Origin of the sequence: Streptomyces sp. NPDC046860, from assembly GCF_040645115.1 — a bacterium.
Classification (GTDB): domain Bacteria; phylum Actinomycetota; class Actinomycetes; order Streptomycetales; family Streptomycetaceae; genus Streptomyces.
Map to the genome: position 1 here is coordinate 45,885 of NZ_JBEYXQ010000003.1, position 23,962 is coordinate 69,846.

Below are 23,962 nucleotides of genomic sequence, written 5' to 3' on the forward strand. Positions count from 1 at the left end.
GCGTGCCACGATGGGCCGGTGAGTGAAGAACGCCGGAAGCCGCTCGTGGACAAGACGCCCTTGCCCGACGGTCTGGAGGAGCGGCTGCGGGCCCAGCTCACCTTCCTGGTGGAGGTGGACCGGCTCAAGACCGTGCTGCGCCAGTCGCCCCTGGCCGCCGCGGACCGCCGCGAGAACGACGCCGAGCACTCCTGGCACCTGGCCATGATGGTCGCGGTGCTCGCCGAGCACTCCGACGAGCCCATCGACGTGGGGCACACCGTCGAACTGGTGCTGCTGCACGACCTCGTGGAGATCTACGCCGGGGACACCCCGCTGTACGACAGCGCGGGCGGCGCCGGCCAGCGGGAACGGGAGGAGGCGGCGGCCGCCGAGCTCTTCCGGCTGCTCCCGGACGACCAGGGGCGGCGGATGCGGGCCCTGTGGGACGAGTTCGAGGAGCGGGTCACGCCCGAGGCCCGGTTCGCCAAGGCCATGGACCGGCTGCAGCCGCTGCTGCTCAACTGGATGGCGAAGGGCGGGACCTGGCGCACCCCCGGCGTGACCGCCGACGACGTCCGGGCCCGCAAGGCGGTGATCGGGGACGCCTCCGCCTCCCTGTGGGCGGCCGGCCGGCACCTCATCGACGAGGGCGAGCGACGCGGCTGGTCGCGCGGGGCCGCGTCAGGGGACTGAACGGCCCGGCGGCGGCGCCCGGCCGGAAGGGCGCCGCCGCCACGCTCACTGGTCGGCGAGCGTCGGCCCCAGCGGTACGTCCTCACCGGTGCGCTGCTGCGGTATCAGCACCGAGCCCTGCTGCAGGGCGACCGTGCGGGTGGGCGCCGGGATGCGGATGCCCTCCTCGCGGTAGCGGCGGTGCAGGCGCTTGATGAACTCGTGCTTGATGCGGAACTGGTCGCTGAACTCGCCGACGCCCAGGATGACCGTGAACCCGATCCGCGAGTCCCCGAAGGTGTGGAAGCGGATCGCCGCCTCGTGCTCCGGGACGGCGCCGGTGATCTCGGTCATGACCTCGTCCACCACCTCGGACGTGACCCGCTCGACGTGCTCCAGGTCCGCGTCGTAGCTCACCCCGGCCTGCACCAGCACCGTCAACTCCTGCTCGGGGCGGGTGAAGTTGGTCATGTTGGTCTTGGCGAGCTGGCCGTTGGGGATGACCACGAGGTTGTTGGAGAGCTGACGGACCGTGGTCTGACGCCAGTTGATGTCGACGACATAGCCCTCCTCGCCGCTGCTCAGCCGGATGTAGTCGCCGGGCTGCACGGTCTTGGAGGCCAGGATGTGGATGCCCGCGAACAGGTTGGCCAGCGTGTCCTGGAGCGCCAGCGCGACCGCGAGACCGCCGACGCCCAGGGCGGTGAGCAGCGGGGCGATCGAGATGCCGAGGGTCTGCAGGACCACCAGGAAGCCGATGGCCAGGACCAGTACGCGGGTGATGTTGACGAAGATGGTCGCCGAACCCGCCACGCCCGAGCGGGACTGGGTGACGCTCTGCACCAGCCCTGAGATCACCCGGGCCGCGGACAGGGTGACCACGAAGATCAGCCAGACCTGGAGGGTCTGGCTGACGTGGTGCTGCACGGTACGGGTCAGCGGCAGCACGGCCGCGCCGGCCGCGGCACCGCCCGCTATCGCCGCCCACGGCACCACGGAGCGCAGCGCGTCCACGATGACGTCGTCACCGCTCCAGCGGGTGCGCTTGGCGTGCTTGGCCAGCCAGCGCAGCATGGTGCGGGACAGGAAGGCCAGTACCAGTCCGGCGGCCAGCGCGATGCCGGCGAGGACCAGGTCGTCCAAGGTCACGTCACGGTTCATCGGTCACCTCCACCGGGGCGTGCTGCCCGGGGACGCCGCCGTCGGCCGGATGTGAAGTTGCGTCACGTTGCCACCTGTTCGCTGTCCGGAAGTGCGACCGTGCCCGCCTTGAGAAGGTTCGATGAAGGGCACGTGTGCTCATCCTGCCGCATGCCGTGCGGCGGTCCGCACCGCCCCGGGATGGTCGGCGGCCGGGACGTACACGGCGACGGCTCACGGACGGTGACTGTTTGTCAGGCGTCGGCCGATGTCCGCGCAGAGCCGCGAAACCGGTGGTCACCGGCCTGAAAAAGGCGCGCGGACACTCGACGCGGCGATGCGCATTCCCGCAGTTCTCGTCATTTACACTTTCGCCCGTCACTCAGCGTGAGGATGCATATGAGAAACGTGACTCAAGCGTTGCGCCCGCGGCGTCCCTTCGTGCTCGGCGCCGCGCTGACCATCGCGCTCGTCGTCCAGTCGGCCGTCATCGTCGAACAGCACCTGCAGATCCAGGGTCTGCAGACGCAGTCCGTGGACTTCCAGGAGAGCTTGGAGCCCGGACCCGCCGGTCCCTCCGGTCCGCCCGGACCCTCCGGCCCGGCCGGTCCCATCGGCCCGGCCGGCAAGGACGGCACGGACGGTGCGGACGGGGCTCCGGGCGCGCCCGGAAAGGACGGAAAGGACGGGACGAACGGCAAGGACGCCGTCGCCCCGCCGGCGAGCTAGCCCCCCCCGGGCGGGGGCCGCTCGTGAACCGTCGTCCTTCGTAAACCGCCGTCATACAGCGTGAGGATCAATGTGAGAAGCCTGAAAGGGGTGCTGCGCGGTTCGCCGCGCCGCATGGCGGCCGGCGCGGCGCTGACCGTCGTGCTGGTCGCGCAGGCGGTCCTGCTCGTCGCCCACCAGCAGCAGCTCGACGAAATGCAGATGCAGCACGTCAGTCTCGAGGACGGCGGCGCCGGCACCCACCAGGGTCCGCCCGGCCCGCCCGGTCCCTCCGGCCCGTCCGGCGACCCCGGCCCCACCGGTCCCACGGGGCGGCCCGGGGACGACGGCGACGACGGGGACGACGGCAGGCGCGGCCCCTGGGGCAGGCGGGGACGCGATGGCAGGGACGGTCAGGTCATCACCTTCAAGTGACGGCCCCCGCACGACCGGCCGGCCGCACGGGACGGACACGATCCCCCGTGCGGCCGACGGCCGGTTCCCGCGCGGCGGTTCCCGCTCGCCCCCGCGGTCACGCCTCGCCGAACGCCCCGTGCCGCCCGGCGCCGCCCGCGAACCGGGCGGCCCCTTCCGCGGCCTTCCCCAGTACCTCCGTTCCCCCGCGCAGCTCACCCCGCATCGCCTCCCGCTCGGGCAGGCCCTCCTGGTCGAGCACGGAGGCCCGGTCGGACCGCAGGCAGTCCTGCGGGAAGCGGGCGATCTCCGCCGCCAGCTCCTCCGCCGCGGCGCGGGCACGGCCCGTGGGGACGATCCGGTCGGCGAGCCCGATGGCGTGGGCCTCGGCGGCTGGGACCGGCCGCCCGGTCAGGATCATGTCCATCGCCCGGCCGGTGCCGATCAGCCGGGGCAGCCGTACCGTGCCGCCGTCGATCAGCGGGACGCCCCAGCGGCGGCAGAACACCCCGAACACCGCGTCCTCCTCCGCCACCCGGAGATCGCACCACAGCGCCAGTTCCAGGCCGCCCGCCACCGCGTGCCCCGCCACGGCCGCGATCACCGGCTTGGACAGCCGCATCCGGGTCGGCCCCATCGGCCCGTCGCCGTCCGGCGCGACCCGGTTGCCGCGCCCGGTACCGATCGCCTTCAGATCGGCGCCCGCGCAGAACGTGCCGCCCTCGCCCCACAGCACCGCCACGCGCGCCCGCTCGTCCGCCTCGAACGTGCGGAAAGCGTCGGCCAGTTCGGCCGCCATCGGACCGTCGACCGCGTTGCGCGCCCCGGGGCGCGCCAGCACGACCGTCGTCACACCGTCCTTCGTCTCCACCCGGACCGGCACCCTGACTCCTCCTCGCCGAGCTGCTGGAAGGGCCACTGTGCCGCATCCGCTCCGCCGAGCGGTTGACCTCAATCAAACTTGAGGTCTTACGTTGGTTTCATGAGCATGGAAACCACCGCCTGGACGCAGCTGCACAGCGTGATGACCGCACAGCAGCAGCGCAGGCCCCTCGCCCGCGCCACGCTGCGCCGCATCGCCGCCTTCGCCCGACCGCACCGCGCGGGCATCACCCGGTTCGTCCTGCTCGGCATCCTCACCGCCCTGCTCGCGGTCGCCACCCCGGTCCTCGCCGGGCGGGTGGTCGACGCCATCGTGGCGGGCCACGACTCCGGCCGGGTGGTCAGGCTCTCGCTGCTCATCGCGCTGGTCGCGCTGGCGGAGGCCGGGCTCGGCGTCCTCGTACGGCGGCTGTCGTCGACCCTCGGGGAGGGGCTCATCCTCGACCTGCGGACCGCCGTCTTCGACCACGTCCAGCGGATGCCCGTCGCCTTCTTCACCCGGACCCGCACCGGCGCCCTGGTCAGCCGGCTCAACAACGACGTGATCGGCGCCCAGCGGGCCTTCGCCTCCACCCTGTCCGGCGTGGTCACCAACGTGGTCACCCTGCTGCTCACCCTCGCCGTCATGCTCACCCTGTCCTGGCAGATCACCCTGCTCGCCCTGGTTCTTCTGCCGGTGTTCGTGATCCCGGCCCGCCGGATGGGCCGCCGGATGGCCCGGATGCAGCGGGAGGCGGCCGAGCTGAACGCGGCCATGGGCACCCGGATGACCGAACGCTTCTCCGCGCCCGGCGCCACCCTCGTCAAGCTGTTCGGCCGCCCCGAGGAGGAGTCGGCCCAGTTCGCCGCCCGCGCCCGCGAGGTCCGCGACATCGGCGTCCGCACCGCCACCGCCCAGTCGGTGTTCATCACCGCCCTCACCCTGGTCTCCGCCCTGGCGCTCGCCCTCGTCTACGGCCTCGGCGGCTGGTTCGCGCTGCGCGGCACCCTGGAGGCGGGCGCCGTCGTCTCCCTCGCCCTGCTGCTCACCCGGCTCTACGCCCCGCTGACCGCGCTCGCCGGGGCGCGGGTGGAGGTGATGAGCGCGCTGGTCAGCTTCGAGCGGGTCTTCGAGGTGCTGGACCTGGAGCCGCTCATCGCCGAGAAGGCGGACGCCGCCCCGGTGCCCGAGGGCCCGGTCGCCATCGAGTTCGACGACGTGAGCTTCGGCTACCCGTCCGCCGACAAGGTCTCCCTCGCCTCCCTGGAGGAGGTCGCCACCCTCGACGTACGCGGCGGGGCCGAGGTCCTGCACGGCGTCTCCTTCCGCGCCGCCCCCGGCGAGACCGTGGCCCTGGTCGGCTCCTCCGGCGCGGGCAAGTCCACCATCGCCCAGCTGCTGCCCCGGCTGTACGACACCGACAGCGGCGCCGTGCGGGTGGGCGGCGTCGACGTACGGGACCTGAAGCCCGCCTCGCTGCGGGCCACGGTCGGCATGGTCACCCAGGACGGCCACCTCTTCCACGACACCGTCCGCGCCAACCTGCTCCTCGCCCGGCCCGACGCCGGCGACGACGAACTGTGGGCCGCGCTCGGCCGGGCCCGGCTGGCCGAGGTCGTGCGCCGGCTGCCGGACGGGCTCGACACGGTCGTCGGCGAGCGCGGTTACCGGCTCTCCGGCGGCGAGCGCCAGCGCATGACCATCGCCCGGCTGCTGCTGGCCCGCCAGCGCGTCGTCATCCTCGACGAGGCCACCGCGCACCTGGACAACACCTCCGAGGCGGCCGTCCAGGAAGCGCTGGCCGAGGCACTCCAGGACCGTACCGCCGTGGTGATCGCCCATCGCCTGTCCACCGTCCGCGCCGCCGACCAGATCCTCGTCGTGGAGGCCGGCCGGATCGTCGAGCGCGGCACCCACGACCGGCTCCTGGCGGCCGGGGGTCGGTACGCCGAGCTGTACCGGACCCAGTTCGCCAAGCGCGACGGCGACACGGTGACCGTCGCCTGACGGGCCTTCGCCGAACGCCCCCGCCGCCGTGCTGGACGCGACCGGCGCCAGGGACCACCATTCCCCCCACGGGCACGGCACGGGCACGGGCGAGAGGGGTCTTCGGGAATGAGCGGGACCGGGCGGACACGGCCGACGGAGACCGCGGCGCACGCCGAGCGCGGCGAGGGCCTGTTGCGGGTCCTCGCCGTGGACGACGAGGAACCCGCGCTGGAGGAACTGCTGTACCTGCTGGACCGGGACCCCCGGGTCGGCAGCGTGCTGCCCGCGCTGGAGGCCACCGAGGCGCTGCGCACCCTCGGCCGGGCGGTGGAGGGCGGCACGGAGGCGATCGACGTCGTCTTCCTCGACATCAACATGCCGGGGCTCAGCGGACTCGAACTCGCCCGCCTGCTGGGCGGGTTCGCCGCTCCGCCGCTCATCGTCTTCGTCACCGCCCACGAGGACTTCGCCGTCCGCGCCTTCGATCTCAAGGCCGTCGACTACCTCCTCAAGCCCCTGCGCGCCGAGCGCTTCGCCGAAGCCGTGCGCCGGGTGGCCGAACTGACCCACGCCGGGCAGGGCCCTCGCGCCCACCCCGCCGGACCGCCGGGCGGCGGACAGGTCCCGGTGGAACTGGGCGGCGTGACCCGGTTCGTGCCCGTCGCCGACATCGCCTGCGCCGAGGCCCACGGCGACTACGCCCGGCTGCACACCCGGCGCGGCAGCCACCTGGTGCGGGTGCCGCTGGCCACCCTGGAGGAGCAGTGGCGCGCCCACGGGTTCGTCCGCATCCACCGCAGCCATCTGGTCGCCCTCGACCGGATAGAGGAACTCCGCCTGGACGGCGGCAACATGACCGTCAGGGTCGGCGACCGCGTCCTGCCCGTCAGCCGCCGCAACGCCCGTGAACTGCGGGACCTGCTGGCCCGTCGCGCCACCGGAACCGCCGCCCGCGCCCGCTGAACCGCCGGGCCCGAAGGCGCGCTGTGGCGACCGTGTGCCGAACCCCGCCGGGACCCTGTCTCACCGCTGAGGCGCTGCGTACACTCGCCGCAACAAGGTGATCACCGGCGGCACGGGGGGTGCGTCATGGGTGCGGAACCCGCGCCGCGCCGGGAGGTGGTCACCGGGGCTCCCGGCGTCCCCCGCCCCGCCCGCGCCGCCCTCCCGGAGCGCCCCGGCCACGACGACGCCACCGTACGAACACTGATGCGCCGTCAGATGAGGGCCGGCCTCGCCGCGTCCGCGTTCCTCGCCCTGCCGCTCGGGCTGCTCCCCGTGCTGTTCCGGATGCTGCCCGGCGACACCGCCCAGGGCGCCGCCTGGCTGCTGCTGGGCGTCGCCCCGTATCCCGTCCTGCTCGCCACCGGCGCCTGGTACGTCCGCCGCGCCGAACGCAACGAGGGTGACGTGACCGGGCGTTGAACCAGACCTACGGAATGGCCGGAGTGTCCGCGGCGGTGCTCGCCACGGCACTCGTCGGCGCGCTCGGCCTGCGCGTGTCCCGGACCACCTCCGACTTCTACGTGGCCTCGCGCACCGTCGCCCCCCGCCTCAACGCCTTCGCGGTGAGCGGCGAGTACCTGTCCGCGGCCTCCTTCCTCGGCATAGCCGGGCTGCTGCTCGCCCAGGGCGTCGACATGCTCTGGTTCCCCATCGGCTACACCGCCGGATTCCTCGTCCTGCTGGCCTTCGTGGCCGCCCCGCTGCGCCGCTCCGGCGCCTACACCCTGCCCGACTTCGCCGAAGCCCGGCTTCAGTCGCGGGCCGTGCGCCGGATCGCCGGAGTGCTCGTGGTCGGCGTCGGCTGGCTCTACCTGCTGCCCCAGCTGCGCGGCGCCGGCCTCACCCTCAGGCTCCTCACCGGCGCGCCCGGCTGGCTCGGCGGGCTGGTCGTCGCCGTCGTGGTGACCGCCTCCGTCGCCGCCGGGGGCATGCGCAGCATCACCTTCGTCCAGGCCTTCCAGTACTGGCTCAAGCTCACCGCCCTGCTGGTGCCCGCGGTGTTCCTGCTCGCCGCCTGGCACTCCGACCGGGCCCCGCTGCCCGCCTGGGACGAGCGGCCCGTGTTCCACCGCGCCACCGAGGTCCGCCTCGACCGGCCGGTGACCGTCACCGTGAGCGAACCCGTACGCGTCACCGTCTCCGGCAGCGTCGACGGGCACCCGCTGCGCGAGGCCCGCCTCACCCTCACCGAGGGCAGCCACCGCATCGGCGCGCACACCCGGCTCCGCTTCCCCTCCGGCGCCCCGGTGCCGCTGCCCGACCGGGCGCCGGGCTCCGCGTCGAACCGGGCGGAGCCGCTGGCCCCGAGCCGCGGGGAGCACGGCCTGTACGCGACGTACGGGCTCATCCTCGCCACCTTCCTCGGCACCATGGGACTGCCGCACGTCGTCGTCCGCTTCTACACCAACCCCGACGGCCGCGCCGCCCGCCGCACCACCGTGATCGTGCTCGGCCTGCTCGGCGCCTTCTACCTGCTGATGCCCCTGTACGGCTCGCTGGCCCGGCTGTACGCGCCCGACCTGCTGCTCACCGGCGACACCGACGCCGCGGTCCTCGTCCTGCCGCAGCGGCTGCTCGGCGGGGTGGGCGGCGACCTGCTCGGCGCGCTGGTCGCGGGCGGCGCGTGCGCGGCCTTCCTGTCCACCGCCTCCGGGCTCACCATGTCCGTCGCCGGGGTCCTCGCCCAGGACGTGCTCCCGGCGCTGGGCCTGCGGCACTTCCGGCTCGCCGTGCTGCCCGCCGTCGTGGTGCCCACCGCCGCCGGGACGGTGGTCGGCGGGCTGCCGGTGGCCGACGCGGTGGGGCTCGCGTTCGCGGTGTCCGCGTCCTCCTTCTGCCCGCTGCTCGTGCTCGGCATCTGGTGGCGCGGACTTACCCCGCCCGGCGCGATCGCCGGGCTGCTCCTCGGCGGCGGCTCGGCCCTCACCGCCGTCACCGCGACCATGGCGGGCGGCGCCCGCTCCGGCTGGACGCACACCCTGCTGGCCTGGCCCGCCGTCTGGTCGGTGCCGGCCGGCTTCGCCGCGATGGTGCTGGTCTCGCTCGCCACCCGGCGCCGCGTCCCGCCGGGGACCGCGGCCACCATGGCGCGCCTGCACCTGCCGGAGCGGCGGCCGTGAGCCGTCCCGGGCGGCCCGCGGGAAGCCGTCGCCGGGCGAGGAGCGAGAGGTGAGCGTGCTCGGGGTGCTGCTGCTGGCCGTCGCCGGACTCGCGCTGTTCGTGCTCGGGGCCGCGCTCGGCCATGTCGCCGTGCGGCGTCAGCAGGCCAACCCGGCGGGCCCCGGCACCCCCGTCGAACAGGCCACGTTCCACACCCTGCACACCGCCTCGCTCGCCGCGCCGCCGCTGCGCGCGGGCCTCACCCCGGACACCGCCCGCAAGGCCGCGCGACGGCTGCGGCCGCTGCTCGGCACCGGCGCGCTCGCCCTCACCGACGAGGAGGCGGTCCTCGCCTGGGACGGCGCGGGCGACCACCACCGCGCCCAGATCGCCGAACGGCTGCCGGCCGTGGTGCGCGGCGGGCGGCCCCAGACCGTGCACCTGTCCTGCGCGCACGCGGACTGCCCCGTACGCCAGGGAGTGCTCGCGCCCCTGACCGTGGACGGCCGGGTCACCGGGGTGCTCGCCGCCTTCGGCGACGGAGAGTCCGGGGTGCTGCTGCGGGCCGCCGAGGAGGTCGCCCGCTGGGTCTCCGTCCAGCTCGAACTGGTCGACCTCGACCGGGCCCGCTCCAGCGTGATCGAGGCCGAGATCCGCGCCCTGCGCGCGCAGATCTCCCCCCACTTCATCTACAACTCCCTGGCGAGCATCGCCTCGTTCGTCCGCACCGACCCCGAGCGGGCCCGTGAACTCCTCCTGGAGTTCGCCGACTTCACCCGCTACTCGTTCCGCAGGGGCGGCGACTTCACCACGCTGGCCGAGGAGTTGCGCTCCATCGAGCAGTACCTCGAACTCGCCCGCGCCCGCTTCGGCCGCCGCCTCGCGGTCACCCTGCGGATCGCGCCCGAGGTGCTGCCGGTGACGCTGCCGTTCCTGTGCCTGCAACCGCTGGTGGAGAACGCGCTCAAGCACGGCCTGGAGGAGTCGGCGGAGCGCGGCCGCATCACGATCATCGCCGAGGACGAGGGCACCGAGGCCCGCGTCGTCATCGAGGACAACGGCGTCGGCATGGAACCGGACCGCCTGCGCTCCCTGCTGCGCGGCACCGCCGGACCGGACACCGGCATCGGCCTGAGCAACGTCGACCGCAGACTGCGCCAGGTGTACGGAGACCCGTACGGTCTGGTCATCGAGACCGGCGTGGGCGCCGGCACGAAGATCACCGTACGGGTCCCGAAGTTCCGCCCCGGCTCCCGCCAGGGGTGAACGGTCAGGTCCAGCGGCCGTTGGACTGCTTCCGCTCCTGCTGCTGGCGCTGGTAGTGCTGCTGGTCCTTGGTCTGGCGGGCGGCGGCCTCGGGGATCTGCGTGTGGTAGTAGAGCTGCTTGCCCTGACCCCGCGCGCCCAGGCCGTGATGCCCCTTCACCGGAGAGTTCCTACGCATGACTCGACTCCTCGCTCGCATCAGGTCCGCGTCCGGGAAGATTCGGTCACCGGCCTACGGCGGCGCCCGTTTCATCACGATTCATGGTATGCCCGCTCCGCCGTCCGGGCGACACGGGCCGGATGTCCGTTCGAGGTGCGGCGGCCGGGGCGCGGTGCGACGCTGACTTGGTGCATACCTCTGAGCTGACTCCTGAGATCCGTGCCGCTCTGAGCGAGCAGAGGCCGTACCCCGCCATCACGCTGGTGATGCCGACCGATCCGGACTTCCCCTTCAGCGAGAAGGACCGCATCCTGCTGCGCGACCTCGTCACCGAGGCCAAGCGCCGCCTCGCGGACGACCCGGACGTCACGCGGGAGACCCGGCTGGAACTGCGGAACCACATGCTGGACACCTCGGTGATCGAGCAGGTGGCCGACCCCTTCCATCCCGACGACGCCATGGTGGTCTACGTGGCCGCCGACGAGCCCGTCCAGGTCTGGCAGATGACCTCCCTCGCGCCGGTGCGCCCGCGCGTGGAGTTCGCCGACCAGTTCCTGACGCGGTATCTGGAGGCCGCCGAGCAGCGGTCCCGGCCGTTCCTCGTGCTCGTCCTCGACCAGGAGATGTGCCGCCTCTACCACGGCTCGGTCAAGCGCCTGGACGAGGTGGAGCACCACGGCTTCCCGTGCGCGCCGGAGATCCCGTCGCCGGAGGACGCGCTGCCCGGCGCCATCCCGCACTCCGCGCCGTACGAGGGGCACAAGGCGCGCGTCGAGCAGTACCTGCGCATGGTCGACAAGCGGCTCGGCGACGCGGTCGGGGAACACGACGGCGACCTGCCGCTGTTCGTCATCGGCGGCGACAAGATCCTCGCGGCGTTCAGGGCGGTCACCACCCACGGCGACATGGTCGCGGGCACGCTGCCGCTGGCCGGGATGGACAAGGACCGGGCGAAGGACCTGATGAAGCGGCTGGAGCCGCTCCTCGCCGAGTTCCGCGAGAAGCAGGTCGCCGAGGCGGTCGACGAACTGGGCGAGGCGCGCGGCCTCGGCAAGTACGCGGGCGGACCGCTGGAGGTCTGGACGGCCGTCGCGGACAAGCGGGTGGCCCGGCTGATCGTGGAGGAGGGGCTCGACCTCGCGGGCCGGATCACCGAGGACGGCCGGGTGCTCGAACTCGTCGAGGTGCCCGAACCGGTCACGCTGCCCGACCCCCGGCCGGACGTCGAGCCGCCGCCGCACACCCTCGGCGTGGCCACCGACATCATCGAGCAGCTCGTCGACCGCGCCATCGACGCCGACTCCCAGATCCTCTTCGTCCCCGACGGCACGCTCGCCGAGGCCGGGGGAGTGGCCGCGCTGCTGCGGTACTGACCCGGTCAGTCCGCCTTCGCGGCGGCCCGGTCGCGGGTCCCGAGGACGGTCTCGCGGAACGACGCCACCACGGGCCGCAGATCGACCTCGTGCCAGGCCGCCCACAGCCGGACGGACATGTCCAGCCAGGGCAGTTCGCGCACCGTCACCCCGGCCTCCGGGCCACGCAGCATGCTCCGCTGGATCAGCGCCACCCCCAGACCGGAGGCGACGAGCCCCAGCGCGGTCAGCGGCTCGGACGCCTCCAGCCGGATGTCCGGGGTGAACCCGGCGGCGGCGCACGCCGCGATGAACTCGTCGCGCCAGGCCGGGCGCCGGCTGTTCTCCACCGCGATCCACGGCTGCCCCTCCAGGTCGGCCGGGACCACCTCGGGCGACTCGGCGAGCGGATGCCCGGCGGGCACGGCCAGCAGCAGGGGATCGTCCATCAGCAGCGCGGCCCGCAGGTCGGGGTCGTCCTCGGCGGGCGGCTCCGGGACGAGGGCGATGTCGAGACTCCGCTGCCGCAGGCCCTCCAACTGCTCGGCGCCGGCGAAGTTGTAGAGGGCCACGTGGATGCCCGGCCGTTCGTCGTGCAGCTCCCGCAGCGCCCGCGGCAGCACCCCGGTGTGCATGGCGTCGACGGTGTACCCGATGCACAGCCCGCCCTCCTCGCCCCGCCCGAGCCTGCGGCCCAGGTTCTCCAGCCGGCTGGCGTGCCGCAGCAGCGCCCGGGCCTCGGAGAGGAAGACGCGCCCGTCCGAGGTGAGCCGGATACGCTGCTGAGTGCGCTCGAAAAGGGTCAGCCCGAGGTTCTTCTCCAGCTGGGCGATCTGCCGGCTGAGCGGGGACTGCGAGATGAGCAGGCGTTCGGCGGCGCGCCCCACGTGTTCCTCCTCCGCGACGACCACGAAATAGCGGAGCTGGCGCAGATCCAGCATGTAAGACCTCCAGGGACTCAAGTGTGTCCAAGCAAGTCTTGGACAGTCTCAAGCTTCGATCCTAATCTCGACAGAGCAAGAACGGCGGACCCGCCCGAAAACGGCGAAGGCCCGTGAAAGCCGCAAAGTGAAGGATCACACGCACATGGGTATCAAGTCCCTCCTCCCCGGTCCCCTCGGCTTCGGCACCGCGCCGCTGGGCAACATGTTCCGCGCCATCCCCGAGGACGAGGCGGCCGCGACCGTCGCCGCCGCCTGGGACCAGGGCATCCGCTACTTCGACACCGCGCCCTTCTACGGCGCCGGCCTCTCGGAGATCCGCCTCGGCGAGGCGCTCGCCGGACGCCCGCGTGACGAATACGTCCTGAGCACCAAGGTCGGCCGCGTCATCCACGACGACATCGAGGACCCCGCCGCCCGCGAGCTGGGCGAGAAGGGCGGCCTCTTCGAGCACGGCCGTCCCAACCGGATGACCGACGACTACACCGCAGACGCCACCCTGCGCTCCGTCGAGGACAGCCTGAAGCGCCTGGGCACCGACCGGCTGGACATCGTCTGGGTCCACGACATCGCCCAGGACTTCCACGGCGACCAGTGGCTCGCCCGCTACGAGACCGCCCGCACCGGCGCCTTCCGCGTCCTGCAGAAGCTGCGCGACGAAGGCGTCATCAAGGCCTGGGGCCTCGGCGTCAACAAGGTGGAGCCGATCGAGCTGACCCTCGACCTCGACGAGCCGCGCCCCGACGCGTTCCTCCTCGCCGGCCGCTACACCCTCCTCGACCACGACCGTGCCCTCCAGCGGCTGCTCCCCGCCGCCGCCGAGCAGGGCGTCGACATGGTCGTCGGCGGCCCCTACAGCTCCGGCGTGCTGGCCGGCGGCCGGCACTTCGAGTACCAGGAGGCCCCGCAGGCGATCCTGGACAAGGTCGACCGGATCAAGGCGCTCGCCGAGCGGCACGGCGTCTCCGTCAAGGCGGCCGCCCTCCAGTTCGCCCTGGCCCACCCCGCCGCCGCGGCGGTCGTCCCCGGCGCGACGCGCCCCAGCCGCATCGCCGAGGACGTGGCCGCCCTGCACGAGACCGTCCCGGCCGCCTTCTGGGCGGACCTGCGCGCGGAGGACCTGATCTCCGCCGACGCTCCCGTCCCCACCGCCTGACCCCTCAGAGGAAGCACCGAGGAAAGCACCATGGCAAGCACGAGCACGTACATCGACGTCCCCCACACCCCCGAGCACGTCTGGCGGCTCATCGGCGGCTTCGGCTCGCTGCCCGACTGGCTCCCGTACATCCCCGGCAGCACCCTCGGCGAGGGCGGCCGCGTGCGCACCCTCACCAACGCCGAGGGCGAGACCATCGTCGAGCGCCTGATCGCCTTCGACGAGGAGGCCCGCAGCTACACGTACGCCATCCTCCAGGCCCCCTTCCCGGTCACCGGCTACCTCTCCACCCTGACCGTGCTCGACCTCCCCGACGCCGGCACCGCCCGCGTCGAGTGGTCCGGCTCCTTCACCCCCGAGGGAGCGAGCGAGGAGGAGGCGGTCACCCTGTTCCACGGCATCTACGCCGAGGGCCTGGCCGCGCTGGAGCGGACGCTGCGCGAAGCCGCGTAGCCCCGCCCGCGCCGGCGCGTGAACCCGACGGGTCACCCGCCGGCGCGGCGCCGGACGTCCGCGCTCCGTTCGCTCACCTGCCCGACCCGCCTGGTGCGGAAGGGCCGTTGGCGACTCGCGGGCACCCCGCTGCCTCTACGATTGGCCCCGTCGCCGGTCGCGCGCCGCGCGACCGGGCACAGCCACGCCCCGAGTGGCTGAACGCGAAAGGGAGCACCGTGTCCCATCTCCGGCTGGACGACCACCTCGTGGCCGGCGGCCCCGGCCCGGCCGTCCGGCCCGGCCGCGCGCCGGGCCCGGACCGGCCGCCGCGCGCTCTGGGCCATCCGGTGCTGACCGAGGTGCTGCGCGAACTGGTGGAGCGGGAGAAGCGCACCGCGGGGCGCCCGGTCGCCTACTACGAGGACAGTCCCTGAGGTGAACGACGGTCCGGACGGGGGAGCGGCGGACACCGGGGACGTGCACGCGACGGCCCCATGGCCGCACCGGCTGCTGGACGTGCCCGCCCTGCGCGCGGCCGGAACCGGACCGGTCCCGTTCCGGCAGTTCGTGCTGAAGCTGAACAGCCGCTGCAACCTCCTGTGCCACTACTGCTACGTCTACAACGCCGCCGACGACACCTGGCGCGGCAGACCGGCCAGGGTCGCGGCGCCGGTGCTGGAGCGCAGCGCGGCCCGGATCGGCGAGCACGTGCGCGCCCACGGGCTGCGCGAGATCCGCGTCGAGCTGCACGGCGGCGAGCCCCTTCTCGGCGGCCCCCGCACCGCGCTCGCCCAGGTCGACGCGGTGCGCGCCGCCGTGACGGCCGCCGCGGGGCAGGAGTGCGCGGTGCGGGTCAGCGTCCAGACCAACGGCACCCTGCTGACCCCCGACACGGTGCGGCAGCTCGCCGCCGCCGGAGTGCGGATCGGCGTCAGCCTCGACGGCGGCCGCCCCGAGCACAACAAGCGCCGCGTCGACCACGCCGGCCGCCCCGCCTGGGACGCCGCCACCCGCGGCCTCGCCCACCTCGCCCGCAGTCCCGAGGCGTACGCGGGCATCCTGTGCACCATCGACCTCGACCTCGACCCCGAGGACGTCTACGACTCCCTGATGGAGTTCGCTCCCCCCGCCCTCGACCTGCTCCTGCCGCACGCCAACTGGGCCGCGCCGCCGCCCGGCAAGGGCCCGGCCACCGTCGGGAGCGCGCCCTACGGCGCCTGGCTGGCCCGTGTCTTCGACCGCTGGTTCGACGAGGAACACCGGCGCAGCCGTATTCGGATCTTCACCGAAATCATCGGCCTGCTCCTCGGATTCCCCGGCCGCGCCGAAGCCGTGGGCCTCTCGCCCGTGGCCGCCGTCCTGGTGGAGACGGACGGCGCCATCGAACAGGTGGATTCCCTGAAAGCGGCATATGCCAAAGCGCCGTCGACCGGTATGGACGTCTTCCGCAACAGCTTCGACGACGTCCTGGAACACCCCGGTATCGCGGCCCGGCAGCTGGGCGCCCTCGCCCTTTCCCGCGACTGTCTGACCTGCCCCGTCGTCCGCGTGTGCGGGGGCGGTCACTACGCCCACCGCTACGAGAAGGGCACCGGATTCCGCAACAGGTCGATTTATTGCACAGATCTCGCCCTGCTCATCAGACATATCGCACGAAGAATCGAACCGGTTCTCCGATCCGGACCACTCCTGGCCGATTGAACGCATTCTCATTGCACGGCAGTTGAAGCCGCGTCAGAATCCTTGCGTGAGCATGTACGGGGGAGTGGGTACGGCCGAGGACGTCTGGCGGGCCCAGAGCATATGGTCCCAGGCGGCCGGCCGGCACAAGACGGCGATCGCCCGCGCACGCGCGGCGACCCTGGGCGCCGTCGTCGCCGCGGCCGCCCTCGGCGCCGCCGCCTCGCAGCTGATGCCCGCCGTCCGGGTGGCCGGCCAGGTGTGCGCCTTCCTCGCACTGCTGGCCGCCGGCGCGGCACCGCTCACCGCGATGCGGGCCGCGCCCGACCGGGTCCGGGAATGGACCCGGATGCGCTCGGTGTCCGAGGAGCTCAAGAGCCAGGTGTACGTCCGTCTCGCCCGGGTCGCCCAGTACCGGGACCCGGACGGCCGCGACCGCGTGCTGCGCGAGCGGGCGGACGCCGTGCTCGCCGAGGCCGCCGACCTGGAACCGGCCGTCGCCGGCCTGCTGCCCGCCGAACGCCCGCTGCCGCCCGTCCAGGACATCACCGGCTACGTCGAGGCGCGGCTGCGGCCCCAACTGGACGGTTACTACCGGCCCGGGGCCGTCCGGATGGGCGAGCGGGCCCGGCTCGTCGAGCGCTGCGGACAGGCGCTCGCGGCCGTCTCGGTGATCCTCGGCGCGGTCGCCGGGGCCTTCGCGGTGGAGGAGACGGCCGCCTGGATTCCCGCCGTCGCCGCCGTCTCGGCGGCCGTGGTCTCCTACGGGGCGTCGTCGCGCTATGTCTTCCAGCAGGTCGAGTTCAGCCGGACCGCCGGTGAGCTGGAGCGGCTGCTGCGCTGGTGGCAGGGGTGCGACCCGGCCACCGACGCGGACGCCGACCGGCTGGCCGAGCGGGCCGAACACGTCGTCTCGGTGCAGAACGAGGGCTGGATGGCCAAGTGGATCGCGGACTGAAGGCGGGGCGAGTGTGGTCAGGGTGTTCATCAGTCACAGCACCAGCGCGGATGAACGGACCGGCCGCCTGCTGGACGCCCTCGCCGCGGGCCTGGACGGCAGGGAGCACGACGTCCTGCTCGACAAACGGATCAAGGAGCCGGGCCGGCCCTGGGAACTGAAGCTCGCCCGGTTCCTCGGCGAGTGCGACGCCGCCCTCGTCCTCGTCAACAAGGCGGCCCTGGGCTCATCCTGGGTGCGGCGCGAGACCAACATCCTGCACTGGCGCAAGACCCTCTACCCCGGCATGGTGCTGGTCACCGTGCTGGTCGACGGCGTCGGCGCGGGAGAGCTCAGGAAGTCCGGCCTGCGCTACCTCGCCACCGACGACGTCGAGCGGATGGGACCGGACACCGACGAGGAGGTCGCCCGGCTCGTCGGACGCTTTCCCCGGCTGCGGCAGGCGGGCGACGACCTGGTCGGCGTCTGGCTGGAGAACATCGGCATCCTGCTCCGCGAGATCAAGGACCAGTCCGTGTTCGCCCGCATGGCCCGCGAACTGGAGATCCCCGCCGAGGAACACGCCGACCTGATACCGGGGTTCGCCCCGCTGCTGCTCGCCTCGCAGATGCTCGACACCCACAAGGTGGTCCACCTGCTCAACGCGATCCTCGTCGCCCGCATGGGCGGCCTGGAACGCGAACGGGTGGACGACCTGGCCCGGATGATCCTGCCCGTCTGGGTCGACCGCGACGACGCCCGGCGCATCGTCCGCGACACCGACGGCTCCGTACGCCGCGTCGTCATCCTGAACGTGGACACCCCGATGATCGGCGAACAGTACCTGGCCAGGGCGTTCTGCGTGGACACCCGCAGCTACTACATCGCCGAGGCGGCCGGCCGCCCGCCCGGGGACGACGACCCCGAGGACTATCTGCTCGACCAGTGCGAGAAGGCCGTCAAGTACGCCATCGGCCTGGACCCCGACGAGGACCTCGGCAGCCCCGAGGAACCCCGCGGCTTCGGCCGGCTCTTCCTGCTGCTGGACGCCAAGCGCTGCGACCTGGCCGTGGTCCACCGGGTGCTCGTCCGGCTGCACGGGGCGATCCCCTGGCTCAACGTCCTCATCATCCCCGGCCGGGGCGTCGACGTACGGGAGAGCTGGCCGGGAAACCCCGATGAAGTGCTGGTTCTGGACCCGCCGTTCGAGGTCGGACATGAGACTCTGGTCAAGGCCGTCGAGCGGCGGGTGCAGGAGTGCGTACGTCCCAGCGACAGGAGGGCGTAGTGACCCAGGAACAGACCGGCACACGCGAGCGGCCCGACGACACGGGCGGCGCCGAATGGCTCGACACTCCCGACCGGGGCGACGGACGCGTCTATGTCATGGCCCCGGAACTGGACTTCGCGGTCCGGGTCGCCCTCGCCACCGGCCGCCCCCTGCTGCTGCGCGGCATGCCCGGCTCCGGGAAATCGTCCCTCGCGCCCTTCATCGCCCGCGAGTTGGGCTGGCGGTACTACGAACACGTGGTCACCTACCGCACCCAGCCGCGCGAACTGCTCTGGAGCTTCGACAGCGTCCGCAGGCTCGGTGACGCCCAGGTCGCCGCCCGCCGGGGCGAGCGGCCCGACGACGCCGCCTACGTCCAGCCGGGCGTCCTGTGGTGGGCGCTCGCCCCCGAGTCCGCCCGCAGGCGCGGCAGGCCCGGCGACGCGGAGGTCACCGACCCGTGCCCGGACCCCTTCGGCAAGGTGAACTCCGACCGCAGCCGCGACCACGCGGTCGTCCTCATCGACGAGATCGACAAGGCCGACCCGGACGTACCCAACAGCCTCCTGGTACCCCTCGGTTCACACCGCTTCCAGGTCGCCGAGATCGGCCGGGAGATCGAGACCGAGCAGCCCCGGCACCCCTCCCCGCCCCAGGGCGCCGCCCGCGCCCGGCACCTGGTGGTGCTCACCACCAACGAGGAACGCGAGCTGCCCCAGGCCCTGTTGCGCCGCTGCGTGGTCCACATGCTGCCCGAGCACGACCGGGCCATGCTGGTGCGGATCGCCAGGGAGCACCTGGCCGAAGGCCCCGGCGAGGTGACCGACGAGGACGTGGAACTCGCCGAGGCCGTCGCCGAGAAGCTGATGGAGGTCCGCGACCAGGCAGGCAGGCAGGACGTCCGCCGGCCGAGCACCGCCGAGTACCTGGACGCCCTGCGCGCCTGCCGCTCGCTGGGCATCCGCCCCGGCGACGACGAATGGCGGCTGCTGACCCGCAACGTACTCATCAAACCGCAGCAGATGACGGGCGACCCGGCGTGAGCGGCGAGGCCTGGCTCGGTGACGTGGCACGGGCGGCGCGGAGTCTCGGCACCCGCTCCCCGGAGGACTACGCCCGCATCGCCGCCCTCCTCGGCATGGGCGGCACACCGCACACCCCCGACCTGCCCGGTGAGGTGGGTCCGCCGGCCGACGAACCCGGATGGCAGGCCCCGGCCCGCCCCGAGGACCCCGAGCGGCCACCGGCGCCGGACCCCGACCCCTCCGTCTTCGGCCGCCGCGACGAGACCGCCGCGCAGACGACCGTCACCGTCCTCGTCCCCGGCGACGAGATCCACCGCCCGCACCACAGCTGGGGCACCCCCTCGCTGCCACGCCCGCGCGGCCGGGGCGAGGCCGCACCGAAACCCCCGCACCTGCCACTGCTCGCCCCCCGCTCCACCGCGGCGCTGCTCACCCTGGTGCTGTCCCGGATCACCCCCGAGGGCGAACTCGACGTCGACCGCGCCACCGAGGAACTCGCCCACGCCCGCCCCCTCACCGCCATCCCCCGGCTCCCGCTGGCCACGCTCCGCTACGGCGTGCAGATCCTCGCCGACACCTCCCGCGCCATGGAGCCGTTCGCCCGTGACGTGGACGACGTGATCGGCCACGTCCGCGCGCTCGCGGGCGTCGCCGGGACCCAGGTGCTGCGCTTCGCCGACGTCCCCACACGCGGCGCCGGGGAGCGCGCCCGGGCCACCTGGCGGCGCCCCTACCGGCCGCCCCGGCCCGGCGCGCGCGTGCTGATCCTCTCCGACCTCGGCGCGGGCGGCCCCGCGCTCAACCCGTGGCGGGCCACCGAACAGGAGTGGCGGGCCACCGTCGGCGCGATCCGCCAGCGCGGCTGCGACCCGGTCGCCCTGGTGCCCCTGCCCGAGCGGTACTGGCCCCGCTGGGCCCGCACCCTGCTGCCGCTGGTCGCCTGGGACCGGGGCACCACCGTCGGCAAGGCGCTGGGGGCCCGGCATTGAGCGCGCGGCAGCGGCCGGGCCGGGTCCTCGCGGTCCTGCTCAGCATCGCCGCCCGCATCGAGCCGGAGCTGATGCGTGCCGTACGGCTGCGGGTGGCGCCCGGACTGGACGTCGCCGCCGAGGTGGACCTGTGGTTCGGTGACCTCGTCACCCACCGGGGCTTCGGGTACGTCGAGCTGAACCCGGCCCTGCTGGAGGAACTGCGCGCCGAACTCGCCGACCGGCTCGCCCGCGCGGGGGATACGGACCCCGTCCACCGGCTCTGGCCCACCTTCCAGACGTTACGGGCGGGCGCCTCACCGGCGATGATCGCCCAGGAGACGGCCACCTGGCAGGCGGTCAGCGGCCTGCCCGACGCCGACGTGCGGATCGAGGAGGCGCTGCGGCCCGCGCTGCGCGCGCTGGTGGAGGAGGAGCGCGAGGCCATCGCGCGCTGGTTCACCGAGGTGTGGGAGACCCTGCCCGAGCGCGTCCAGCGCTCCACCACGGCGTGGCAGCTGCTCACCCTGTCCGCCGTACGGCTCGCCCTCGACCCGCCGCAGCCGCCGCCACCGCTGCGGCTGGCGCTCGCCGATGTGGCGGTCATCGCCGAGGGGCTGCCGACGACCCGGCTGCACCTGGGATGGGACGGCCCCCGGCTGATGCTGAGCGACTCCCCCCTCGGCCCCGGCCAGTTCGCGGTCACCGTCCCCGACACCGATCCGCGCGTCGTGGAACTCGTCACCGCCAGCTCCACCCGGACCATCATCATCGGCAGGGACACGGCCGTCGAGGAATGGGTGGGCCCCGCCGGAGGACTGCTGCACACCCCGGACGGCGCCACGTACACCCTGCCCACCCCGCTCGTCCGGCAGCCCGGCCAGGACGAGGAGCCCGCCCCTGAGGAACAGGTCCCGCAGCGCGCCGGCACCGGGCACATCAGCATCTGCTACGCGGGCGAGAGCCGCCCCTGGGCGCTGTGGACCGCCCACCAGCTCGACCGGGCGGGCTGCACCACCACCCTGCTGCACTGGGACACCGCCGCCCGCACCCCCGCCGAGTCCCTGGGCGCGCTGCTCGCCGCACCCGGCCGTGTCCTGCTGCTCGTCAACGAACGCGCCCTCCGGCTCGACCTGCGCGACGAGTCCGAATGGACCGAGGCGTTCCGGCTGGTCGTCCAGCCGCACCGCGAGCGCTTCGCCGCCATCGCCCTGTCCTACGAGCCGCTGCCCGAGGCCATGGACAGCCTGCGCCCGGTCGACGTCGCCGGGCTGGACGAGGCCGAGGCCCGGCGCAAGATCCTGCGGCGGCTGGGAGTCGAGCCCGGCGAGGACCCCCCGCACCCGGACGGCCCGCGCTTCCCCAACGACCCGCAGGCCGCCCGCGAGGCGCCCCGGCGCAACGGCTACTTCACCGGCCGCAAGGACGACCTGGAAGAACTGTCCGAACTGCTCGGCCAGAGCGGCGCCCGGGTCGTCCTGCACGGCATCTCGGGCGTCGGCAAGACCCACCTGGCCACCGAGTACGCCCACCGCTACGGCGACGGCTACGACGTCGTGTGGTGGGTCACCGCAGGCCAGCGCGGCACCGCCCGCGAGGAACTCGCCGCGCTCGCCGCCCACTTGGACCTGCCCGTCGCCCGTGACGTGGGCGAGCGCATCCGCGCCGTGCACACGGAGCTGCGCACCCGCGGCGGTCCCCGCCGCCGCTGGCTGCTGATCTTCGACGGCGCCGACGACATGGGCGAGATACGCGACCTGCTGCCCGAGGGGCCCGGCGACGTGCTGATCACCAGCCTCAGCCGGGAGTGGGCGGCCATGCTCGGTTTCCAGGAATACAAGATCCGCCCCTTCACCCGCAACGAGAGCACCGCCTTCATCCGCCGCCGGGTCCCGAGATCCACCGACGGCCAGGCGGCCCGCCTGGCCGAGACCGCCCAGGACCTGCCGCTGGTCCTGGCCCAGACCACGGCCTGGCTGATCGCCAACCCCGACGAGTCCGTCGACGCCTACCTGCGCGAACTCGACCGCCAGTCACCGCAGGAACTGGCGGTGCGCACCGAGGACGACTACCCCGTGGGCTTCGTCCGCTCCTGGGGACTGCTGCTGAACTCGCTGCGCGAGCACGATCCCGAGGCCGCCGAACTCATCGAGCTGATGGTGCTGTTCTCCCCGGACGCCATCCCGCTGCGCCTCATCGAGACCGCCCCCGCCTCCGTGTTCCCCGGCCGCCTCGCCCGCGTCCTGGCCGACTCCGCCCGCTGGCGCAACGCCCTCGCCAGCCTCGCCGACCTCACCGCCATCCACCTGACGTACAGCCAGGACCCGTCCGTGGAGTACGGCGTGGAGTCGGCGCAGATGCACCGCATGTACCACCGCTACGTACGCGGCGGCCTCTCCCGCGACCGGTGGGCGGAGCTGTCCAGGGTCGCCGGAGCCGTCCTGGTCGCCGCCAACCCCGGCCGCCCGGGGGACCGGCGCGGCTGGCCCACGTACACCGCGCTCATCCCGCACCTCGAACTCGCCGGCACCCTCAACAGCGACGAGCCGGGCGTGCGCAAACTGGTACTGGACTGCGTCGACACGCTCCGGCTGCGCGGCGAGTACGACACCGGGCTGCGGCTGTGCCAGCAGGTGGTGGCCCGCTGGCGCCCCCGGTACCCGGACGCCGACGCCGACATGCTGATCCTCGTCCACCAGCACGCCAACCTGCTGCGCAGGGTGGGCCGTTACCGCGACGCCGAGGCGGTGGGCCTGGCCGTGCTGGCCGAGCTGTCCGGCAGCCGCGCCCCCGACGACCCCGAACTGCTGCGCACCAAGGACGGGCTGGGCGGCACCCTGATGGCCCTCGGCCGGTTCCAGCGCTCCCGCGAACTGTTCCAGGAGGTCTGGCAGGGCCACGCCCGCCGCTCGGGCCCGCGGGAGCCGCGCGCGCTGCGGGCCCGCAGCAACATGGCCCTCACCCTCGGACTGCTCGGCCGGTACGCCGAGTCCCTCGACATCCACCGCGAGCTGTTCGAGCTGCGGAACCGCGACCTGGGCGCCGACCACTACGAGACCCTCTACTCCGGACTGTGCCTGGCCTGGATGACCCGGCTGCTCGGCCGCTACCGCCGCGCCCTCACCGCGCAGGAGGACAACGCCCGGCTGCACAGCCGCGTCCTCGGCCCGCACCACCCGCAGACCCTGCGCGCCGAGCACAACCTCGCCCAGTGCCTGCGCCGCGACGGCCGTCTTGACGAGGCCACCGCCCTGTTCACCAGCGTGCTCGGCCGCTCCCGGCAGGTGCAGGGCGAACTCCACCCCGACACCCTGATGATGGCCTCCGACCAGGCCACCCTGCTCCGCGTGAGCAGCCCGCGCGCCGCCCACGACCTGGCCGGCACCCTGTACGAGCGCTATCTGCGCCTGCTCGGCCCCGACCACCCCTACACGGCCGGTTCGCTCGCCAACCTCTCCCTCGCCCAGTGGGCCGACGGCGACGAGCGCGGCGAGTCCGAGGTGTCCGCGCACAACGCCTGGCAGCTGATGTCCCGCGCCGTCGGCGACGACCACCCCTGGACGATGGGCTGCCGGCTCAACCTCGCCGCGCGGCTCGCCCAGAACGAACAGGCCCCGCTCAGCCTGGAACACGACACCGGCCTGCACACGGCGGCCGCCCGCGCCCTGGGCGAAGGCCACCCCCTCACCCTCGCCGCCGCCACCGCCCGCGCCTGCGACCTGCGCGACCTCGGCCGGTCCGAGGAGGCCGGGGAACTGCGGCACGACACGGTGACCCGGCTGCGCGAGACCCTCGGCCCCCAACACCCCCACACCCGCTCGGCGGAGGTGCTCAAACGACCCCACTGGGACTTCGAACCCCAGCCCATCTGACCCGTCAGCAAGGCGCCGCACCCCGTGC

General features: G+C 73.6%; 22 protein-coding genes. 18 read left to right on the forward strand and 4 right to left on the reverse strand.

Annotated features, from left to right (window positions below):
• Positions 1 to 18 precede the first annotated feature (18 nt).
• Positions 19 to 675, forward strand: a complete 657-nt coding sequence (locus ABZ898_RS05910) for an HD domain-containing protein (RefSeq protein ID WP_361653228.1) — start codon at positions 19 to 21, stop codon at positions 673 to 675.
• A gap of 45 nt (positions 676 to 720) precedes the next feature.
• Here the strand turns inward: ABZ898_RS05910 and ABZ898_RS05915 are convergent, their stop codons facing one another.
• Positions 721 to 1,815 carry a mechanosensitive ion channel family protein gene (locus tag ABZ898_RS05915; RefSeq protein WP_361653230.1) on the reverse strand — a complete coding sequence of 365 codons (1,095 nt, stop codon included), beginning with the start codon at positions 1,813 to 1,815 and terminating at the stop codon, positions 721 to 723.
• A 387-nt stretch (positions 1,816 to 2,202) separates the two neighbouring features.
• Between ABZ898_RS05915 and ABZ898_RS05920 the strand changes: the two genes are divergently transcribed.
• Positions 2,203 to 2,523, forward strand: a complete 321-nt coding sequence (locus ABZ898_RS05920; RefSeq protein WP_361653232.1) for a hypothetical protein — start codon at positions 2,203 to 2,205, stop codon at positions 2,521 to 2,523.
• Positions 2,524 to 2,595: 72 nt separating this feature from the next.
• Positions 2,596 to 2,937 carry a hypothetical protein gene (locus tag ABZ898_RS05925; protein ID WP_361653234.1) on the forward strand — a complete coding sequence of 114 codons (342 nt, stop codon included), beginning with the start codon at positions 2,596 to 2,598 and terminating at the stop codon, positions 2,935 to 2,937.
• A gap of 97 nt (positions 2,938 to 3,034) precedes the next feature.
• Here the strand turns inward: ABZ898_RS05925 and ABZ898_RS05930 are convergent, their stop codons facing one another.
• Positions 3,035 to 3,799: a crotonase/enoyl-CoA hydratase family protein gene (locus tag ABZ898_RS05930; protein WP_361653236.1), complete on the reverse strand. Its 765-nt coding sequence runs from the start codon at positions 3,797 to 3,799 to the stop codon at positions 3,035 to 3,037.
• 105 nt (positions 3,800 to 3,904) lie between these two features.
• Between ABZ898_RS05930 and ABZ898_RS05935 the strand changes: the two genes are divergently transcribed.
• The 5 genes from ABZ898_RS05935 to ABZ898_RS05955 all read left to right on the forward strand — a co-directional run bounded on the left by ABZ898_RS05935 (position 3,905) and on the right by ABZ898_RS05955 (position 10,138).
• Complete coding sequence (locus tag ABZ898_RS05935; protein WP_361653835.1) at positions 3,905 to 5,785, forward strand: ABC transporter ATP-binding protein; 1,881 nt, start codon at positions 3,905 to 3,907, stop codon at positions 5,783 to 5,785.
• Between the two features lie 171 nt (positions 5,786 to 5,956).
• The gene (locus tag ABZ898_RS05940; protein WP_361653837.1) at positions 5,957 to 6,730 is read left to right on the forward strand and encodes a LytTR family DNA-binding domain-containing protein; all 774 of its coding nucleotides are present in this window, start codon (positions 5,957 to 5,959) and stop codon (positions 6,728 to 6,730) included.
• Between the two features lie 126 nt (positions 6,731 to 6,856).
• Positions 6,857 to 7,192 carry a hypothetical protein gene (locus ABZ898_RS05945; RefSeq protein ID WP_361653238.1) on the forward strand — a complete coding sequence of 112 codons (336 nt, stop codon included), beginning with the start codon at positions 6,857 to 6,859 and terminating at the stop codon, positions 7,190 to 7,192.
• 14 nt (positions 7,193 to 7,206) lie between these two features.
• Positions 7,207 to 8,892 (forward strand): cation acetate symporter, encoded by a 1,686-nt coding sequence (locus ABZ898_RS05950; RefSeq protein WP_361653240.1) that lies wholly within the window; start codon positions 7,207 to 7,209, stop codon positions 8,890 to 8,892.
• 100 nt (positions 8,893 to 8,992) lie between these two features.
• Positions 8,993 to 10,138, forward strand: a complete 1,146-nt coding sequence (locus tag ABZ898_RS05955; RefSeq protein WP_361653839.1) for a histidine kinase — start codon at positions 8,993 to 8,995, stop codon at positions 10,136 to 10,138.
• Between the two features lie 4 nt (positions 10,139 to 10,142).
• On the opposite strand, the gene ABZ898_RS05960 is transcribed toward ABZ898_RS05955, so the two are convergent.
• On the reverse strand, positions 10,143 to 10,316 hold the full coding sequence (locus tag ABZ898_RS05960) for a hypothetical protein (protein ID WP_361653242.1): 174 nt from the start codon (positions 10,314 to 10,316) through the stop codon (positions 10,143 to 10,145).
• 170 nt (positions 10,317 to 10,486) lie between these two features.
• On the opposite strand from ABZ898_RS05960, the gene ABZ898_RS05965 reads away from it, so the two are divergent.
• The gene (locus tag ABZ898_RS05965) at positions 10,487 to 11,671 is read left to right on the forward strand and encodes a hypothetical protein (RefSeq protein WP_361653244.1); all 1,185 of its coding nucleotides are present in this window, start codon (positions 10,487 to 10,489) and stop codon (positions 11,669 to 11,671) included.
• 5 nt (positions 11,672 to 11,676) lie between these two features.
• Here the strand turns inward: ABZ898_RS05965 and ABZ898_RS05970 are convergent, their stop codons facing one another.
• Positions 11,677 to 12,591, reverse strand: a complete 915-nt coding sequence (locus ABZ898_RS05970; RefSeq protein ID WP_361653246.1) for a LysR substrate-binding domain-containing protein — start codon at positions 12,589 to 12,591, stop codon at positions 11,677 to 11,679.
• 145 nt (positions 12,592 to 12,736) lie between these two features.
• Here ABZ898_RS05970 and ABZ898_RS05975 point away from each other — a divergent pair, with 145 nt between their 5' ends.
• The 9 genes from ABZ898_RS05975 (at position 12,737) to fxsT (ending at position 23,934) form a co-directional block, all read left to right on the forward strand.
• Positions 12,737 to 13,747 carry an aldo/keto reductase gene (locus ABZ898_RS05975; protein WP_361653248.1) on the forward strand — a complete coding sequence of 337 codons (1,011 nt, stop codon included), beginning with the start codon at positions 12,737 to 12,739 and terminating at the stop codon, positions 13,745 to 13,747.
• Positions 13,748 to 13,777: 30 nt separating this feature from the next.
• Entirely contained in the window at positions 13,778 to 14,200 is a 423-nt protein-coding gene (locus ABZ898_RS05980; RefSeq protein ID WP_361653250.1) for an SRPBCC family protein, read from the forward strand.
• A gap of 218 nt (positions 14,201 to 14,418) precedes the next feature.
• Positions 14,419 to 14,616 (forward strand): hypothetical protein, encoded by a 198-nt coding sequence (locus ABZ898_RS05985; protein WP_361653252.1) that lies wholly within the window; start codon positions 14,419 to 14,421, stop codon positions 14,614 to 14,616.
• 1 nt (position 14,617) lies between these two features.
• Complete coding sequence (locus tag ABZ898_RS05990) at positions 14,618 to 15,883, forward strand: FxsB family cyclophane-forming radical SAM/SPASM peptide maturase (RefSeq protein ID WP_361653254.1); 1,266 nt, start codon at positions 14,618 to 14,620, stop codon at positions 15,881 to 15,883.
• 52 nt (positions 15,884 to 15,935) lie between these two features.
• A complete protein-coding gene (locus ABZ898_RS05995; protein ID WP_361653841.1) occupies positions 15,936 to 16,820 on the forward strand; it encodes a DUF4231 domain-containing protein in 885 nt (294 codons plus the stop codon).
• A 22-nt stretch (positions 16,821 to 16,842) separates the two neighbouring features.
• Positions 16,843 to 18,087, forward strand: a complete 1,245-nt coding sequence (locus tag ABZ898_RS06000; protein ID WP_361653256.1) for a toll/interleukin-1 receptor domain-containing protein — start codon at positions 16,843 to 16,845, stop codon at positions 18,085 to 18,087.
• Complete coding sequence (locus ABZ898_RS06005; protein WP_361653258.1) at positions 18,087 to 19,112, forward strand: MoxR family ATPase; 1,026 nt, start codon at positions 18,087 to 18,089, stop codon at positions 19,110 to 19,112. The genes ABZ898_RS06000 and ABZ898_RS06005 overlap by 1 nt, the downstream gene beginning before the upstream one ends.
• A complete protein-coding gene (locus ABZ898_RS06010) occupies positions 19,109 to 20,083 on the forward strand; it encodes a hypothetical protein (RefSeq protein WP_361653260.1) in 975 nt (324 codons plus the stop codon). The genes ABZ898_RS06005 and ABZ898_RS06010 overlap by 4 nt, the downstream gene beginning before the upstream one ends.
• On the forward strand, positions 20,080 to 23,934 hold the full coding sequence (fxsT, locus tag ABZ898_RS06015) for an FxSxx-COOH system tetratricopeptide repeat protein (protein WP_361653262.1): 3,855 nt from the start codon (positions 20,080 to 20,082) through the stop codon (positions 23,932 to 23,934). Before ABZ898_RS06010 ends, fxsT begins: the two co-directional genes overlap by 4 nt.
• Positions 23,935 to 23,962: the final 28 nt, after the last annotated feature.

Excerpts from the sequence above, each read along its gene's own strand:
- ABZ898_RS05915 (WP_361653230.1), bottom strand. The coding sequence starts at position 1,815 with ATGAACCGTGACGTGACCTTGGACGACCTGGTCCTCGCCGGCATCGCG.
- ABZ898_RS05935 (WP_361653835.1), top strand. The coding sequence starts at position 3,905 with ATGGAAACCACCGCCTGGACGCAGCTGCACAGCGTGATGACCGCACAG.
- ABZ898_RS05945 (WP_361653238.1), top strand. The coding sequence starts at position 6,857 with ATGGGTGCGGAACCCGCGCCGCGCCGGGAGGTGGTCACCGGGGCTCCC.
- ABZ898_RS05950 (WP_361653240.1), top strand. The coding sequence starts at position 7,207 with ATGGCCGGAGTGTCCGCGGCGGTGCTCGCCACGGCACTCGTCGGCGCG.
- ABZ898_RS05960 (WP_361653242.1), bottom strand. The coding sequence starts at position 10,316 with ATGCGTAGGAACTCTCCGGTGAAGGGGCATCACGGCCTGGGCGCGCGG.
- ABZ898_RS05970 (WP_361653246.1), bottom strand. The coding sequence starts at position 12,591 with ATGCTGGATCTGCGCCAGCTCCGCTATTTCGTGGTCGTCGCGGAGGAG.
- ABZ898_RS05975 (WP_361653248.1), top strand. The coding sequence starts at position 12,737 with ATGGGTATCAAGTCCCTCCTCCCCGGTCCCCTCGGCTTCGGCACCGCG.
- ABZ898_RS05980 (WP_361653250.1), top strand. The coding sequence starts at position 13,778 with ATGGCAAGCACGAGCACGTACATCGACGTCCCCCACACCCCCGAGCAC.
- ABZ898_RS05995 (WP_361653841.1), top strand. The coding sequence starts at position 15,936 with ATGTACGGGGGAGTGGGTACGGCCGAGGACGTCTGGCGGGCCCAGAGC.